Source organism: Oleiharenicola lentus (assembly GCF_004118375.1).
Classification (GTDB): Bacteria; Verrucomicrobiota; Verrucomicrobiia; order Opitutales; family Opitutaceae; genus Lacunisphaera; species Lacunisphaera lenta.
Window position 1 is genome coordinate 774,688 of sequence record NZ_SDHX01000001.1, and the last position, 17,210, is coordinate 791,897.

8 protein-coding genes are annotated in these 17,210 nt (G+C 65.6%); 2 read left to right on the top strand and 6 right to left on the bottom strand.

The genetic code is table 11. The features are described from left to right. Window positions 1-108: 108 nt before the first annotated feature. The 6 genes from ESB00_RS03135 to ESB00_RS03160 all read right to left on the bottom strand — a co-directional run bounded on the left by ESB00_RS03135 (window position 109) and on the right by ESB00_RS03160 (window position 12,118). A complete protein-coding gene (locus ESB00_RS03135; RefSeq protein ID WP_164975997.1) occupies window positions 109-3,744 on the bottom strand; it encodes a TonB-dependent receptor plug domain-containing protein in 3,636 nt (1,211 codons plus the stop codon). Window positions 3,745-3,950: 206 nt separating this feature from the next. Next, the gene (locus ESB00_RS03140; protein WP_129046271.1) at window positions 3,951-5,111 is read right to left on the bottom strand and encodes a XylR family transcriptional regulator; all 1,161 of its coding nucleotides are present in this window, start codon (window positions 5,109-5,111) and stop codon (window positions 3,951-3,953) included. Between the two features lie 164 nt (window positions 5,112-5,275). Continuing rightward, a complete protein-coding gene (locus ESB00_RS03145; protein ID WP_129046272.1) occupies window positions 5,276-6,697 on the bottom strand; it encodes an MFS transporter in 1,422 nt (473 codons plus the stop codon). 14 nt (window positions 6,698-6,711) lie between these two features. Further along, complete coding sequence (locus tag ESB00_RS03150) at window positions 6,712-9,276, bottom strand: beta-mannosidase (RefSeq protein WP_129046273.1); 2,565 nt, start codon at window positions 9,274-9,276, stop codon at window positions 6,712-6,714. A gap of 25 nt (window positions 9,277-9,301) precedes the next feature. Further along, entirely contained in the window at window positions 9,302-10,663 is a 1,362-nt protein-coding gene (locus tag ESB00_RS03155; RefSeq protein WP_129046274.1) for a GH1 family beta-glucosidase, read from the bottom strand. A 111-nt stretch (window positions 10,664-10,774) separates the two neighbouring features. Beyond that, on the bottom strand, window positions 10,775-12,118 hold the full coding sequence (locus ESB00_RS03160; protein WP_129046275.1) for an acetylxylan esterase: 1,344 nt from the start codon (window positions 12,116-12,118) through the stop codon (window positions 10,775-10,777). Between the two features lie 275 nt (window positions 12,119-12,393). Between ESB00_RS03160 and nifJ the strand changes: the two genes are divergently transcribed. Both nifJ and ESB00_RS03170 read left to right on the top strand, forming a co-directional pair. Further along, complete coding sequence (nifJ, locus tag ESB00_RS03165) at window positions 12,394-15,999, top strand: pyruvate:ferredoxin (flavodoxin) oxidoreductase (protein ID WP_129046276.1); 3,606 nt, start codon at window positions 12,394-12,396, stop codon at window positions 15,997-15,999. Beyond that, a complete protein-coding gene (locus ESB00_RS03170; protein ID WP_129046277.1) occupies window positions 15,996-16,988 on the top strand; it encodes a dihydroorotate dehydrogenase-like protein in 993 nt (330 codons plus the stop codon). The genes nifJ and ESB00_RS03170 overlap by 4 nt, the downstream gene beginning before the upstream one ends. Window positions 16,989-17,210 lie beyond the last annotated feature (222 nt).

Below are 17,210 nucleotides of genomic sequence, written 5' to 3' on the forward strand. Positions count from 1 at the left end.
GGCAAGCTTGGGGCGGGGTGAAAGCGACGGCGCGGCCGCGGCTGGCCGGGACAAAAAAAGTGGCGCCGGGGTGAGCCGGCGCCACGAAGAGGATGGACTAAACGTCGATTAGAACTCGAACGTGTTGCTCAGCTGCCACGACATGCCCTCGCTGATGCGAGAGAGACCACGCGTGCCGTCGGGCTGGACACTCACCGGCACCAAGCCGGTGGATTCACCGACATTGCGGACGTTAACCTGGCCGCGCCAGTTGATCTTCTCGGTCAGCTTGCGGGAATACCCGAACCAGAGATCGAAGTGTTTGTCGGTGGGACCGTAATACGGTTTGCTGATGTCAAGCGTGCCAGCGGTTGTGCTGTATTGATAACCGATGATGCGCTTGTCTTCCCAACGGTAGGCACCGCCGATGTAACCGCCCTTGAGACGGCCTTCGTCGAAGCTGTAGGTCGAGATGAGGTTGAAGCGCCACGGAGCGATTTCCGGAGCCGAGCTGCCTTCCTGCGCGCGCAGCACCTTGTAGGGAGCCACGATGTTGTCGCGCCAGTAGTTGCGGAAGCTGTTGTTCGGATCGGTGCCCCAGAGGCGGAGATCGCCAGCGGGACCCGCGAGGAACTTGGTGTAGGTGTCCATGAAGCTCACAATCGTCGGGCTGAGCGCGATGCGCGAAGCCGTGGTCTTGGAGGCGTTCAGGGTGAGGTTCCAGTTCTTGAGCGGCTTGGCGGTGAGCTCGAACTCGATACCCTCGGAGGCGGTGTCAACCGAGGCGACCGGGCCGGCACCCGTGCTCTTCAGGCGGCCCTGGTAGGCCGGCTGGATGGCGAGGTTGTCCGGGTTGTAGCCGGGCCAGGCCGTGAGCGGGTTGGCGCTCTTGAACTTGGTCACGTCGATGTCGATGCCGTAGGCGTCAAAGAATTCCGGCCCGAACGGGAAGTTCTGGAGGAAGTCGTTGATGGCTGCCTTCTGTTTGACGACCTCGGGATTGGTATCATAGCCCGGGGTGCCCGGCTGAACCGAGCCATATTCGCCATCGGCCGCGCGGCCGGCGTAGTTCCAATACCACTGGCGGCCGTCATTGCGACCGGCGAGGCCTTCGCGGTTGGCGAGGGCGAAGGTCGCTTCCCAGGCGGGAACGGCCCAGATGTAGTAGAGGGAACCGGAGAAGCCGGCGCTGTCGGCCGACAGCGTCGCGTTGCTGAGCTTGGTCTCATACCAGTTCACCTTCAGCGACAGCTTGTCGTTGAGGGTGGTGAGGACGAAACCGTAATCCTTGGTCTGACCAGCCGGGTTGGCGATGATGTTGCCGAACACGTCGCCACGGGGCGCGTCAGCCTTGAAGTTGCTCGAGCGATTGTAGAAGAGGCTGATCGAGGTGTTGCCCGGCAGCTTCTCGCTCCAGCTCTTCGGCATGTGCAGCACGCCACCCCAGCTCTTGCTTTCGCCGGCGGCGGTGTTCGTCGGAGTGACCGCCTGGTCGATCATGTAGTCCATGCTCGCGATGGAGCTGATCGGATCCTTGGGGGCCGAGGTGGAGATGTTGGATACCTCGTCGCGGCGCCATCCGAAGACCGGGACGAACAGGCCGTCGAGCATGTAGCCCTGCCAGGTGATGCCCTTGGACTTGATCACGTTCTTGGACTTCGTGCCGTCGCTGTAGAGCTGGTCGAGGTCGCCCTTGTCCGCGTTCATGACGCGGATGTTCCGGTAGGACCAGCCGTAGTAGTTGGCGGGGTTCTCGGACTGGGTGGAGGTGTTGACGACGTTGTTCTGGCCCTTCGTGGCGCCAGGACCCTGGCTCATGAAGGTGTAGGGATCGGCCGGGTTAACACCGAGGGAGGCGTTCCAGCGCGAGTCGAAGTAACGGGCGTTCACCACGTCGGGGGGCTGCTGGAAGCCGGTGACGGCGCTCAGGTCGAGGCCGGTGGCATTGCTACGACCGCGGAGGTCAGGTCCGATGTAGGTGATGAAGTTGATCTGACGGCCGTTGTCGATGATCGGGCTGGGATTCGGGATGCCGTTCTGACCGTTCTGGTTGATCAGCTGCGAATAGAGCGGCTCGGTGGCGAGCTGCGTCCAGCCGCGCGTCTCAGTGCGCTTGGTGTCCTTGGAAACCAGGCCCGTGAAGACGTGGCGGCCAAGGAAGTTCGTGAGGAAGTTTTTCCCGAAGAACTTGTCGGTGCGGACTTCGCCGGTGGTGGTGAAGCGGATGCTGTCGCGATCAATGAAGGTCGACGTGTTGCCGTATTGGCTGTTGTTCGAGACGAACGGACGGCCGACGTTGGGATTCGCGCCACCGCCGATGAGGTGGGTGTTGATGTCCACGCCGATGACATACTGGTCGCCGCCGAGGAAGCCGACCTGGCCGTCGTCGTAACGCTGATAGTCATAGACGAGCTCCATGCCGAGCTGGTTGTCGAAGAAGGTCTGGGCGACGGAAAGGTTGCCCGCGTCCCAGCTCTGCCACTCGCGCTTGTTGGGACCGTCGATGAGCTTCTCGTAGAAGTTGAACACCGAGGGATCGTCCATCGAGATGTTCACGTAGTAGGAGCCGCCGACGGCGCCCGAGGCGCGCTTGTAGGCGTTGTTGGTGTTCAGCGCGAAGTAACGGAAGAACGGGATGCCGTTGATGCTGTTGTCGAGCGCGCCCGTGGAATTGATGCCGCCGACGGTGGTGTATTCCGCCTGGATGGCGCGGCTGGCGTTGCCGGTCGCCGGGTTGTCGTAGTGGATCGCGAGCGTCGGGCCATACTGGCGACCGATGAAGGACTCGTTGAAGAGCGCCTGGAGGCCGAAGTTGGTGGCGTTGTCGATGTTCGGGTTCAGGAGCAGCTTATTGGCGTAGGTGAACCACGGGGTGAGGCCGTCGATCGGGGGCAGGGAGCGCGGGCGGTTGGCATGCACATTGCCCTGTTCATAGTTCGCGCGGATGGTCGTCTCGCTGCCTTCGCCGAAGATCTTGGGCGAGTAGCGCAGGGCGCCAAACACACGACGGTCGTGGTTGTAGGCGTGATCCTGCTCATACTTCGCCTTGTCGTCGAGAAGCGAGAGGCGCACGGCCAGCTCGTTCTTCAGCACGACATAGTTGAAGTCGGCGGTGTTGCGGAGGGAGCCCCACTTGTCGATGCGGTTCTCGACCTTGTTGGAGTTCTTGAAGGCGGCCGTGTTGAGGCTGGTGTTGATGATACCGGCCGGGCTGCCGACGCCGAAGAGGATCGAGTTGGGTCCGCGCTGGAGGTCCACGCGGCCGACGTTGTAGCCGTCCCACGGAATCTCGGTGAGGAAGTAGTCGCGGGTGTTGTCGGCCGAGTCGAGACCGCGGACGCGGGTGTTGTTGCTCGGACGGAGCAGATTGCCCGCCTCGTTGTAGGTCGCGCCGCCGCCGGCGCCGGAGAAGTTGCCGCGGATGCCGCCGACCTCGGTGTTCGTCGTGTAGACGAGCAGGTCTTCGGATTTGCGGGCGCCGGTGTCCTGCAGGAACTGCTGGGTCACGACGCTGATGGCCGAGGCGACGTCACGGAGCTCGGTGCGGACGCGGGTGCCGGCGAGCGTGCTCTTGGCCGCGTAGCCGTCAGCGTCTTCCGAGGCATCAACGACGAAGGGAGACAGCACAAGCGTCTCTTCCGACTCTTCGGTATTTTGGCCCGTGGGTGCAGGGGCAGTAGTTTGCGCGTCGAGGCGCAACACGGAGGCAAGACAAAGCACGGTCGTGCCAATAACGGCACGCGACCGCACGGTCAGGCGTTTCATGGTCATATTTGGGTTAGGGGATGAGAGGTGGCTATAATAGCCGCCACTACTGGCCATTAGGGGATGGCATTGTAGCGTCTTGACTATACCGCCCCCGCCTTCCGGTGGAAATGAGAATCATTGCCGGGGTCTTAATACATATTCCCCTAGGTTTTGTCCGCCGCCCCGGTCGATTTTGTCCGACCCTTGGTCAGGCCGCCCGCGAATCAGGCCCGTTTGAGCAAGATCCGTTTGCGGAAGCCACCGGGCGAGTCACCGGTCAGACGCTTAAAGACTACTGACATGTATTCAACATGTTCAAAACCAGCCATTTCAGATATTTTCTTCAACGGATAGTCTGTCTCCAGGAGAAGCTGCTTGATCTTCGCGACCTGCACCCGCCGGATTTCGGCTTGGGGAGACCGTCCCAGATGGCGACGGAACTTTTTCTCCAATTGGCTGCGAGACGCATGGGCGGCCTTGACCACATCATCCACCGAAAGGCCGACGCAGGCTTTTTGCCGGATGTAACTGAGGGCGGTCGTCACGATGCGATCGTCGATCGCCAGCACGTCGGTGGAGGGCCGGGTCGCGACTCCGGCCGGCTCGATCCGCAAATCGAGGGACGCGGGCTTCTGCCGGTTCATCAGCTCGGCGAGCACCTCGGCGGCCTTGTATCCGGACTGGAAGGCATTGGGACTGACGCTCGACAGGGGCGGGTAGGAGAGTTCGCAGCGGATGGGCTCGTTGTTGGCGCCGAGCACGGCGATTTCCTCCGGCACCTGGATACCGCCAGCGTGGGCGGCAGCGATAACCTGAAGGGCGCGCATATCATTGCAGGCCATTACGCCAATGGGCTTGGGCAACCGGTTGAGCCAGCCCAACAAGGCGTCGATCTGTTGCGTGTCCCAGAACGGGGTGAGATCGCCCGGGTAGTCCACGTCGAGAACCGCGCAATGTTTACCGGCGAGCCGCAGAGCCTCGGTGAAACCATCCCGACGTTCACGCGACCAGCCGTGGTTGCCGAAGCCGGCGAAGCCGAAGTGCTGGTAGCCGCGCTCGATGAAGTGCTCGGCGCCGAGATGGCCGAGGGCGACGTTGTCGGGCCGGATCTTCGGCACGCCGGGGAAAAGCTCGGTGTCGTTGAGGTCCACCAGCGGAAGCTTCAGCTCCGCGCAGGTCTGCACGAGGGCGGGCGTGGTGTGGCGGCTGATCACGCCGTCCCACTTTTTGCTGCGCACCCACTGCGGGTCACGCTCGGCACGGGCTTCGTCATCGAGGAACCCGGTCCAGAGCTGGTGGCTGCGCTCGAAGTGGGCGACGCCCTTGAGCATGGCGGTGCATTCCTCGAAGCGGGTCTGGAAAATGAGGAGCACCTGCGGACGCATGCGAAGCCTGACGCTAGGTGCGCCGCCGGCCGGCGCAAGCCCGCGCGGAGCGCGGACTCCACCTTGGAATTCCCGCGGCTAAACCCTGGGCGCAAAAAAGGCCGCCCGGTCGGGCGGCCAGGTGGAACCCGCGCTCCGCGCGGGTTGGTTTGGCGTTACTGCGCTCAGGCGGTCGCCAGGCCGGCCTTGGCGCGACGGGCCTTCAGGTCGGAATCAATCTCGGCCATGCGTTTTTCGTTCAGCGGATAGAACAGGAAAATCACGATGGACAGCACACCGAGGGCCGCCGGGTAGATGCTCATGAGGCGCACCAAGCTGCCCTTGACGGCGTCGGAGGGAATGACGTTGGCCTGGAAGCCGACAAACTGCAGGAGTTGGAACGCGATGAACGCGGCCAGGGCCCAGCCGAATTTCTGGCTCATGGTCGAGGCGGAGAAAACCAGCGCCGTCGTGCGGCGGCCGCTCTTCCATTCGCCGTAATCGGCGGTGTCGGCATACATGGCCCACATCAGCACGGGCAGGGGGGCGCCGAGGAAGCTTCCGACAATTTCGAGGACGAAGATGGCTCCCAGCTGGCCCGGCTCCAGCACGAGGTAGGCGGCGGTGGTGAAGATCTGCAGGGTGAAGAGCGAGATGAAGAGGCCCTTCTTCGGGAACTTGCTGGCCACGAGGCTGACGACGAACACGCCGGCGACCGAGGCGGCCTGCCCCAGGGTGTTGAAGGACGAAAGCAGCACCTCGAGCGAGAACTCGCGGCCCATGAAGCTGAGCGGGGTTTCGGGCGAGCCGTTGTAGAGGTAATACTTGAAGTAATGCGCGGAGACCGAGCTGCGCAGCGCCACGAAGAGAATCCAGGTCAGGGTGGTGCACAACAGGAGCACCCAGGCGTTGTTCGTGACCAGGAACCGGATGTCGCGCAACACGGAGGTGTTTTCCTCCGGGGCCGGCTTGATGCGTTCCTTGGTGCCGAAGACCGTGATGAGGAAGAAACCGATCGCGACCACGCCGACGACGGCGAAGGCGAGCTGCCAGCCGAGCTGGGGATTCTTGTCGCCGCCGAGCGCCGAGACCATCGGCAGCAGCGTCGCGGAAATCACCATGCCCGCGCTGAAGGCGAACATGAACTTGATCGAGGAGAGCCGCGTGCGTTCCACCGGGTTGCTGGTCATGACCCCCATGAGCGCCGTGTAGGGGATGTTCACCGTGGTGTAGAGCATCATGAGGCCGTTGTAGGTGAGGTAGGCCCAGATCAGCTTGCCGCTCATGCCGAGGCTCGGGGTGGTAAAGGTCAGCACGCCGAAGATCGCGAAGGGCACGCAGCCAAAAAGGATGAACGGGCGAAATTTGCCCCAGCGCGACTCGGTGCGGTCGGCCCACATGCCGATGATGGGGTCGTTGATGCCGTCCCAAATGCGGCTCACGAGCAGCATCGTGGCGAGGGCACCGGCGGTTATGCCGAACACATCGGTGTAGAAGAACGGCAGATACTTCATGAAGGTCTGCCAATAGAGGACAGAGGCGAAGTCGCCGCAGCCGAACGCGAGCATCTCGCGGAAGGGCAGTTTGTTTTCTTGGTTTTGGGACATGGGGTGGGGCGGTGTTAGTAGGTGTCTGCGAGCGACTGGTGCGAGAGCAGGGTCTTCAGGCTGGCGGCACGCTGCGGTTTGGTGCAGGTGACGCGCACGGTCTTGGCTTCATCGGGGTAGAGCTCGAACCAGTTGTCGCTTGAGCGGTGCTCGATGCCGGTGAAGTCGAAGGCGAAGCGGTGCTGGAACGCCGAGGTGCGGAACGTGACGTCGAACTCCGTGGCGCTGACAGCACGCACGGTCGCGCGGGTCCTCGCCCGGCGCAGGTCGAGGAAGCGCGGCGGCGTGAGGAACACGGTCTCCTCGCTCACGCGCTTGCGGCCGATCAGGAGCGCGAGGCGCACGTGCAGGTTGTCACGGCCGTGCTGCTGCATGAGCTTGCCGAAACGCACGGTCTGCTGGCGCACGGCTTCGCCGGGGCGCAGCGCGACCTTCTTCTTCCCGCGGGCGAGGATGCGGCCGTCGAGGTGGAAGAGTTCCCAGCGCAACTCGCCGCGGGCGGGGGCCGGGGCGTCGTAAACGGTGTGGAAATGCACCGCGTCCACCGTGGTCGTGCGGTAGTTGCCGATGATGGTGTCCTCGTCGCCGGGCACATGCGCGCTTACGAGGGCGGGGGCGAAGAAGCGGCGGGCGACGTGGTGCAGGGCCTTCCAGCGGCCGGTGAACTCGATCGAGCTCCACGAGGCGACGGGCCAGCAGTCATTGAGCTGCCAGTAGAGCGCGCCCATGCAGTGCGGCATGTTGCGGCGGTAGTGCTCGACGCCCGTCTGCATGCAGTGGGCCTGGTTGAGCTGCGAGAGGTAGATGAGCGCGTCCTGGCCTTTCGGGAACCGGTAGCGGCGCGACACGTAGTCGAGGATGATCTGGTTGCCGGCGCGGTTCTTCTGGTGGTTCTCCATCTGCGGGCCGAACACGTTGTCCTGGCCCGGCGGGCAGAAGGTCGCCTGGGTGGCCGGCGAACTGTAGCTCTGCATGCCGAACTCCGAGCAGAAGCGGAAGCGCCACTTCTCGTAATCCTTCACCGGGTGGCGCGCGTGCCAGACGTCCCAGTAATGCGTGTCGCCGAGCTTCTCGCCGACGGCATGAGTGTCGCCGCGCGAGATGGAGTCCTCCAGCGTGCTGCGCCACTGCGAGGACGGGCGGTAGGCGGTGACGCCGTCATGCGCGGCGACCTCGGCGGGCAGCACGCGGTGGAAGAGCGCCTCGTAGTCGCGGCGCAGCTTCGGGCTGGCGAGCAGGTCGGCCTTGGCGCCGACGGTGTTGAGCTGGGCGATCTCGTTGTTGCCACACCAGAGCGCGAGGCACGCGCGATGGCGCAGGCGGCGGATCTGGTGGCGCGCCTCGGCGCGCACGCTCTGCTGGAACGCGGCGTCGGCCGGGTAGATCGAGCAGGCGAACATGAAGTCCTGCCAGACCATCAGGCCGAGTTCGTCGCACAGGTCGTAGAAGTCCTCGCTCTCGTAGATACCGCCGCCCCACACGCGGATCATGTTCATGTGCGCCTCGGCGGCACTCGTGAGGTCGCGGGCGTAGTCGGCGCGCGTCAGGCCGGCGGCGAAGCTATGCGCGGGAATCCAGTTCGCGCCCTTGGCGAAGACCGGGCGGCCGTTGACGACGAAGCGGAAATTTTGGCCGGCGGCGTCCTTGCTCGTATCGAGTTCAAGCGTGCGCAGGCCGAGGCGTTTCGACCAGGTGCCGATGACTCTGCTGTCGCGGCCGGTGACCGTGAGCTCGACGGTGTAGAGCGGCTGCGCGCCGTGGCCGTTGGGCCACCAGAGGGACGGATTTTCGATTTTGCACCGATGACCGCTGCTGCGGTCCCGGTGCCGGTCGCCCCGCCTTCGCGGTGGCCGGGATTCTCGATTTTCGATTTTTGCGACGACCTTGCCCTTCAGCGAAATCGTGCCCGTGACCTGCGCGCGGGAGTCCTTCTTTGCGAGTTCGGGTTCAAAAGAAAGGACGACGCTGCCGTCCCTGCGATGATTCTGGGTCACGCGGACGGTTTCGAGGCGGTTGCCGCTCCAGGCCTCGAGGCGGAGGTCGCGCCACACGCCGGCGGTGACGAAGCGCGGGCCCCAGTCCCAGCCGAACTGGCACTGTTGCTTGCGGATGACCTGGCTGCGGCCGACGGGATCGTTGAACTCGCGCGGGTCGTGGCCGGGGCGCTGGGCGCGGATATATTTCATCGTGCTGCCGAAGCGGATGAGGATCTCATTCGCGCCGGGGCGCAGCAGGCGCTTCACGTCCCAGCGGTGGCCGATGAACATGTTCTCGGTCCGCGCGACCACGCGGCCGTTAAGGCGCACGGTGGCGACGGTGTCGAGGCCGTCGGCGACGAGGTCGATGACCTCCTCGGCAAACGCCGCGGCGGGCAAAGTGAAGGTCGCGCGGTATTCCCAGTCGCGCTCTTCGATCCATTGCAGCTCGAGCTCGTTGCTGCCGAAGAACGGATCGGGGATCAGCTTGTGCCGGATCAGGTCGGTGTGGACGCAACCGGGGACGCGGGCGGAGCGCCACGGTGAGCCGGTGGTGGCGTCACGGAATTCCCAGGAGGCGCGGGCGAGCGGGTGCAGGCGCATGGACAGGCGTGGAATGGAAGGGGGCTCAGAGCGCGGCGCCGTTCGTGCGGATGACGTCGCGATACCAGTAATAGGAATCCTTCGGCGTGCGCTTCTGGGTCTGGTAGTCCACGTGGATCAGGCCGAAGCGATCCTTGTAGCCCTCGCACCACTCGAAGTTGTCCATCACCGACCAGTAGAAGTAGCCGGCGAGCGGGATGCCCTCGCTGGCGGCGCGCTTGAGGCCGCCGAGATAACGCGCGAGGAAGTCGATGCGCTGCGGGTCGTGGACCTTGCCGTCGAGGTGGACAAAGTCGGTGTTGCAGAAGCCGTTTTCCGAAAAAACGATCGGCAGCTTGTAGCGCTCGGTCTGGAACTTGGCCGCCCAGTAAAGCGCGGGCGGGGCGATCTGCAGCCAGTTCAGCGTGCCGCGCGGATTGCCGATGCCCCAGCTGTGCGGCACCTTTTCCGGCTGGCCGTTGGCGCCGGCCTGGTAGCGGTTGCCGGTGTAGCAGTTGTAGCAGAGCAGGTCGATTTTCTGCGAGATGAGCTTCATGTCCCCCGTGCGGATCTCGGGCACCTCGGCGCCGAAGGCCTTGAGCCCGTCCTCCGGGTATTTGCCAAACATGATCGGGTCGGCCCACCAGCTCAGGTTCCACATATCGCGCAAGGTGCTGGCGAAGTAGTCACGGCGCGCGGCCTCGATATCGGCCTTGGTTTCGGTGGCCGGGATGCGTTCGCGGGCGGTGTGGGCGAGGGTGACCTTGATCTTCCCCTTGATGCCGGCGCGCAGGGCCTGCACGCCGCGGCCGTGGGCCAGCAGCAGGTGGTGAGCGGCCAGTAGGCACTCGGCGTGCGTCAGCTTGTAGCCCGGCGCGAACACCCCGTCCAGCAGGCCGAGGCCGACGGTGCAGGGCGGCTCGTTGAAGGTGATCCAGTTCTTCACTCGGTCGCCGTAGCGCTCCGCCATCAGCGCGGCGTAGTCGCCGAACCACTCGACCATGTCGCGGTTGGAGAAACCGCCACGGCGCTGGAGCGCGAGCGGAAGATCCCAGTGGAAGAGCGTGACCCACGGTGTGATGTTGGCGGCGAGGAGTTCGTCAAAGAGCTTGTCGTAGAACGCGAGGCCCTTGGCGTTGGGCTTGCCGGTGCCCTGCGGGATGACGCGCGGCCAGGCAATGGACAGGCGGTAGGCCTTGGTCCCGAGGTTGCGCATGAGCGCTACGTCCTCCTTGTAGCGGTGGTAGTGGTCGCAGGCCACGTCGCCGGTGTGCCCCTCGAACACGCGGCCGGGTGCATGGCTGTGCATGTCCCAGATGGACGGGGCGCGGCCGTCCTCGCGGGCGGCTCCTTCGATTTGGTAGGCGGCGGCAGCGACGCCCCAGGTGAAATCTTGGGGAAAGGACATCAGGTTGGCAGGGGTAGTGGACAGGGCGAAAACTGAAAGGTCATCTTACCGGGCCGGACGGCCGGTGGTAATGAGAATCTTTGTTGGGGATTTGAGAGGAGGCGGGCCGGGTCACTTCAGGCCCAGGTTGTTCATGATCCAGCGGTTGACGGCCTCCCACTGCTCGGAGGGGTAGGTGTGCGCCTGCTCGGGTTGCACGGCGAGGGTCTTGGGCGCGGTGATGACGTTGTAGGCGGCGAAGGTGGAGGTTGGCGGCGTGACCTCGTCGTTGAAGCCCCAGATGTAGAACCCGGGCACCTTGAGGCGGCGGGCGAAATTAACCGAATCATAGTAGCCGGTGGTCGCGATTTTCGCCGGTGTAGCGTGAATCGAGGGCGAGCCGTCGTCGTTCGGCTTGAACGGGTGCGGCCAGCCGCCGGCGCGGCCGTGCAGCGGGGCGACGACGTCGCACATCGCCGGGTGGATGGCGGCGAGCGCCGTCACGCGCGGGTCGAGACCGGCGGTGACGAGCGAGAGCTGGCCGCCCTGGCTGGCGCCGGTGACGAGCAGGTCCTTGCCGTTCCAGTTTTCCCGCGAGGTCAGGAAATCGTTGGCGCGCACGCAGCCGAGGTAGACGCGGCGGTAGTAATAGGAGTCCTTGTTGTCGAGTTGGGTGACCCAGTAGCTGTGCAGTGCGCCGCCATACATGGCGTCATAGACATTTTGTGGCAGGTTCACCGGGATGCCGTGAATACCGATCTCCAGCACGATGACGCCGCGGGCCGCGAGGTCGGGATCGCCTGCATAGGGACGCACGCCGGCGCCGGGGACCTTGAGCACGGCCGGATATTTGCCCGGTGCCTTGGGCTCGCAGAGGATGCCATATATGCGCGGCGGCTGGGGATTCCACGGCTGGTTCGCGGTGCTGAAGCTCACGTGATAGACGTTTACTTTGTCGGTGCAGGCGTCGGGCAGGAGCGTGAGACGCGCCTCAAGCGGAATTTTCGCCAGCTCCACCTTGCCCTTGGCCCAGAAAGCATCGAAATCCGCCGGCTCCGTCTGGTAGGGCTTGATCGTCTCGGGCGCAAAGGCGGCCGTCGCCACGCCTTGGTAAGTGCGGCCGGCGAACTCGACCGAGGCCTTGCAGCGGATGAAGCCGCCGGTGTTGAGCGTGCCGCCGTCCACGACGAGGCCTTCGAGAGGCACGAGGGCGGTCTTCTTTTCCGCGGGCATCAGCTCGGGGCCGACCGAGTAGGTGACCGTGGCGTTGTCCACGGGTGTGTTGTCCGCCGTGACCATGATGCGGAACTTCGCCGGCTCGCCCAAGCGGTAGGTCCAGTCGCGATGATCGGGTGCGATGCGCACCTGGATGGTTGCCACGCGGAAATCAGCGTGCGGCGGCACGGGCGTGATCGGGGTATCGGCGGTGACGCGCACAGCGGCCACCAGCGCGAGGCAAAGGAGTCGTTTGAGCATGGGGCGGGGAGGGGAGACACAGAAACGGAGGCAGCAAATTCTCCCGCGGTCAATGCGCCGCCCATGCAACCGAGCCGGAATGTACCGGTTTGCATAAAGGGTGCAGGGTTTCCGGTTCCCGGGTGGACAGCCCGCCCGCGGGCGCGGCCGTGAGGCGCACGTGCGCGCGGACGCACAGGCGGAGTCCTCGGTAAAACGCCACGTCTGCCAATTTATGCATGCTCCTGCGCAACGGCTGCGGGGGCAGCGGGCGGGGTTTCCGGTAGAGTCATTCCGTGATCAGTCCACGCCACGCCCCCGTCGCCACGCTCGACGCCAATGAGGCCGTCGCTGCCGTGGCTTACCGTCTCAGCGAACTCTTCGCCATTTACCCCATCACGCCATCGTCCCCGATGGGCGAGTGGGTCGATGAATGGTCCGCGAAGCACAAACCCAATCTCTGGGGCCACGTGCCCGAGGTCATCGAGATGCAGTCGGAGGGCGGCGCCGCCGGCGCGCTCCACGGCGCACTCCAGGCGGGCGCGCTCGCGAGCTCGTTCACCGCGTCGCAGGGCCTCCTGCTGATGATCCCCAATCTCTACAAGATCGCCGGCGAGCTGCATCCCTTCGCGCTGCACGTGACGGCCCGCGCGCTGGCCACGCACGCGCTCTCGATCTTCGGCGACCACTCCGACGTCATGGCCTGCCGCCAGACCGGCGCCGTGCTGCTCTGCTCGGGCTCCGTGCAGGAGGCGCAGGACTTCGCCGCCGTCACGCACGCCGCCACGCTCGCGACCCGCGTGCCGTTCCTCCACTTCTTCGACGGCTTCCGCACCTCGCACGAGGTCGGCAAGATCGCGCTCCTCTCCGACGACGACCTGCGTGCCCTCGTGGACGAAAAATACATCGCAGCCTTCCGCGACCGCGCGCTCACGCCGGACCGGCCCGCCATCCGCGGCACCGCGCAGAATCCCGATGTGTTCTTCCAGGCGCGCGAGGCCTGCAATCCCTTCTACGACCGCGTGCCCGCCATCGTGCAGCAGATCTTCGACGACTTCGCGTCGCGCACCGGCCGCAGTTACAAGCTCTTCGACTACGAGGGGCACCCCGAGGCCGAACAGATCGTGATCATCATGGGCTCGGGCGGCGAGACCGTCTCCGAGACCGCCGCGTGGCTCAACGCCCAGGGCCGCCGCACCGGCGTGGTCCGCGTGCGCCTCTACCGGCCCTTCGACGCAGCCGCCCTGCTCGCGGCGATCCCTTCGACCGTGAAGGCCATCGCCGTGCTCGATCGCACCAAGGAACCCGGCGCGCTCGGCGAACCGCTTTTCGTGGACGTCGCGACCGCCCTCTTCGAGGCCAGCCGCACTGGCGTGAAACTCATCGGCGGACGCTATGGCCTCGGCTCGAAGGAATTCACGCCCGGCATGGTCCGCGCGGTTTTCGACGAGCTGACGTCCGCCAGCCCGCGCAAGCGTTTCACCGTCGGCATCAACGACGACATCACGAAACTGTCGCTGCCCGTCGCCGACGAACCCGACATCGAGCCGGCCGGCACGCGCCGCGCGGTGTTCTACGGGCTGGGCGCCGACGGCACCGTCGGGGCGAACAAGAATTCCATCAAGATCATCGGCGAGGGCACCGACCTCAACGCGCAGGGCTACTTCGTCTATGATTCCAAGAAGAGCGGCGCGATGACCATCTCGCACCTGCGCTTCGGGCCGAAGCCCATCCGCGCGCCCTACCTCGTCGGCGCGGCCGACTTCGTGGCCGTGCACCACTTCCCCTTTGTCGAGCGCCTCGACGTCCTCACGACCGCCGCACCCGGCGCGACACTCCTGCTCAACGTCGGCTCGCCACCTGATCGCGTGTGGGACCGCCTGCCGAAGGAAGTCCAGGCGCGCATCATCGAGCGCGGCCTGAAACTCTACGCGATTGACGCGCTGACCGTGGCCCGCGCCGCCGGCATGGGCGGCCAGATCAACACGATCATGCAGACCTGCTTCTTCGCGCTGGCCGGCGTGCTGCCGCGCGACGAGGCCATCGCCGCCATCAAGGAGGCGATCCGCAAGACCTACGGCAAGAAGGGCGAGGCCGTTGTGGCCAAGAACGAGGCCGCCGTGGACGCTGCGCTCGCCGCCCTGCACGAGATTCCCGTGCCGGCCACGGTCACCGCCGAGCAGGGCCGTCTGCCGATCATCGCCCCCGGGGCGCCGGATTTTGTGCGCCAGGTCACCGCGACCATCCTCGCGGGCGACGGCGACCGCCTGCCCGTCAGCGCTTTCCCGCCCGACGGCACCTGGCCGACCGGCACCGCGCGCTGGGAGAAGCGCGCCATCGCGCAGGAAATCCCCGTGTGGGACGCCGACCTTTGCATCCAGTGCAACAAGTGTGTTCTGGTGTGTCCCCATGCAGCGATCCGGGCAGGTGTGTGCCCCGTCGCCAGTCTGGAAGGCGCGCCGCTCGGCTATAAACACGCCAAGTTGCGCGCGGCTGACGTCCCCGGTCATGCCTACACCATCCAGGTTGCCCCCGAGGACTGCACTGGATGCACTCTTTGCCAGAAGGTCTGTCCCGCGAAGGACAAGAGCGACCTCAAGCGCAAGGCCCTCATGATGGCCCCGGTCGAGCCGCTGCGCGAGCCCGAGCGCGCGAACTTCGAGTTCTTCCTCACGCTGCCGCCCGCGCCCGCCGCGTTGCTGCAGGATACGGTCAAGGGCACGCAGTTCCGCGAGCCGCTCATCGAGTTCTCCGGCGCCTGCGCCGGCTGCGGTGAGACACCCTACCTCAAGCTGCTCACGCAGCTCTACGGCGACCGGCTGCTCATCGCCAACGCGACGGGCTGCTCCTCCATCTACGGCGGCAACCTGCCGACCACGCCCTACACGGCCAACGCCCAGGGCCGCGGCCCGGCCTGGTCCAACTCCCTTTTCGAGGATAACGCTGAATACGGCCTCGGCCTGCGCGCCGGCGTGGATCAGCTCGCTGCCCAGGCCTGGCGCCTGCTCGACGAGCTCGCTCCCTCACTTCCGCCGGCGCTCATGGAGGGTTTCAAGGCGGCCGACCAGAAGACCGATGCCGGTCTCGCGGTGGCTCGCGGCCTGCTCGTCGATCTCGAGGCCGCGCTCGCCTCGCTCGATGACGACCGCGCCCGCCGCCTCGCGCAGCTGGCGAGCTATCTGGTGAAGAAATCCGTGTGGATCGTCGGCGGCGACGGCTGGGCCTACGACATCGGCTTCGGCGGCCTCGACCACGTCCTCGCGAGCGGCCGCAAGGTCAACATCCTCGTCCTCGACACCGAGGTGTATTCCAACACCGGCGGCCAGAAGTCCAAGTCCACGCCGCTCGGCGCGGTCGCGAAGTTCTCCGCCGCGGGCAAGGACACCGACAAGAAGGACCTCGCGATGATCGCGGCCAGCTACGGCAACGTCTATGTCGCCCGCGTCGCCTTCGGCGCCAAGGACAGCCAGACGGTCCAGGCCTTCCTCGAGGCCGAGGCGCACCCCGGTCCTTCGCTCATCATCGCCTACTCGCACTGCATTGCGCACGGCTACTCGATGGCCAACGGCCTCGACCAGCAGAAGCTCGCCGTGGAAACCGGTTCGTGGCCGCTCTTCCGCCACAACCCGGCGCGCATCGCCGAAGGAAAACTGGCCGGCGTGCTCGACTCCGCCGCCCCGAAGCATCCGCTCAGCGCCTACACGCGCAACGAGCTCCGTTTCCAGGCGCTTTTCCGCTCCGATCCCGAGCGCGCCAAGGATCTCGGCGAACGCGCGCAGGCCGCCGTCAACCGCCGCGTCGCCCGCTACCAGCAGGCCGCCGGCGTCGAACCGCCGCCTCCACCTGCAACGTCACCCGCCTTCGCTCCGGAGAAGAAACCCGCCAGCCCCGCCACGTCATGAACCTGACGACCACCTACCTCGGGCTCAAGCTGGCCAGTCCGCTCATCCCCGGCGCGTCGCCGCTCGTGGACAACATGGACAGCGTGCGCCGCCTGCAGGACGCCGGCGCGCCCGCCTTCGTCATGCACTCGCTCTTCGCCGAGCAGCTTGAGGGCAACCAGGTTGCCTTCGACCGGCATATCGTGCGCTGGCAGGACAACTTTGCCGAGGCCACGACCATGTTCCCCGACACCGGCGACTACGTGCTCGGGCCCGACGAATACCTCGACCGCCTCGCCGTCATCAAGCGCATCACCGGCCTGCCGGTCATCGCCTCGCTCAACGGCACGCAGCTCGGCTCGTGGCTCGCCTATGCCCAGCTCCTCGAGGAGGCCGGGGCCGATGCGATCGAGCTCAATACCTACTTCCTCGCCACGCAACGCGGCGTCACCGGCGCCGAGCTGGAGCAGCGGGTGGTGGAGATCGCGCGTTCCGTGCGCGGCGCGGTGAAGATCCCCGTGGCCGTGAAGCTCTCGCCGTTCTACACGTCGGTCGCGCACCTCGCCGGCTGGCTCGAACGCGAGAAACTCGACGGCCTTGTGCTGTTCAACCGGTTCTTCCAGCCCGAGATCGACGTCGAGTCGCTGGAGGTGCGCCCGCACCTCGACCTCTCCACGCCCGAGGACCTCGGCCTGCGCCTGCGCTGGCTCGCGCTGTTGCGCGATCAGGTGAAGCTCAGCCTCGCCTGCAGCGGCGGCGTGCACCGCCCCGAGGACGTGGTGAAGGCCCTGCTGACCGGCGCCGACGCCGTGCAGGTGGTCGCCGCGCTGCTGAAACGCGGACCCGGCGAACTTGCCGTGCTGCGCGCCGGCCTGCTGCGCTGGATGGAAGATCACGAATACGAGAGCGTCAGCCAGATCCGCGGTGCGCTCAGCCTGCGCAACTGCCCCGATCCCGAGGCCTACGAGCGCGGCAACTACCTGCGGAGCGTCCAACTATGGCGCGACTGATTTCATTTTCTTCACTTCTGCCGCCCTGCGGCACGGATTGGATGGTTTGCGTGGAAGCCATCCGGTGCCGGTGCCGCGGGACGGCAGCCTAACCCGAATGCAACCCGTCATACCCAGTCAGCAACATTCGTCCCGGCGGTTGCCAGGAGCGACAGCGTCGCGGTTAACCCCGACAGGGTCGGCCCTGAGGGTACCGGTGAAACCGGTGGGCTAATTTCTACC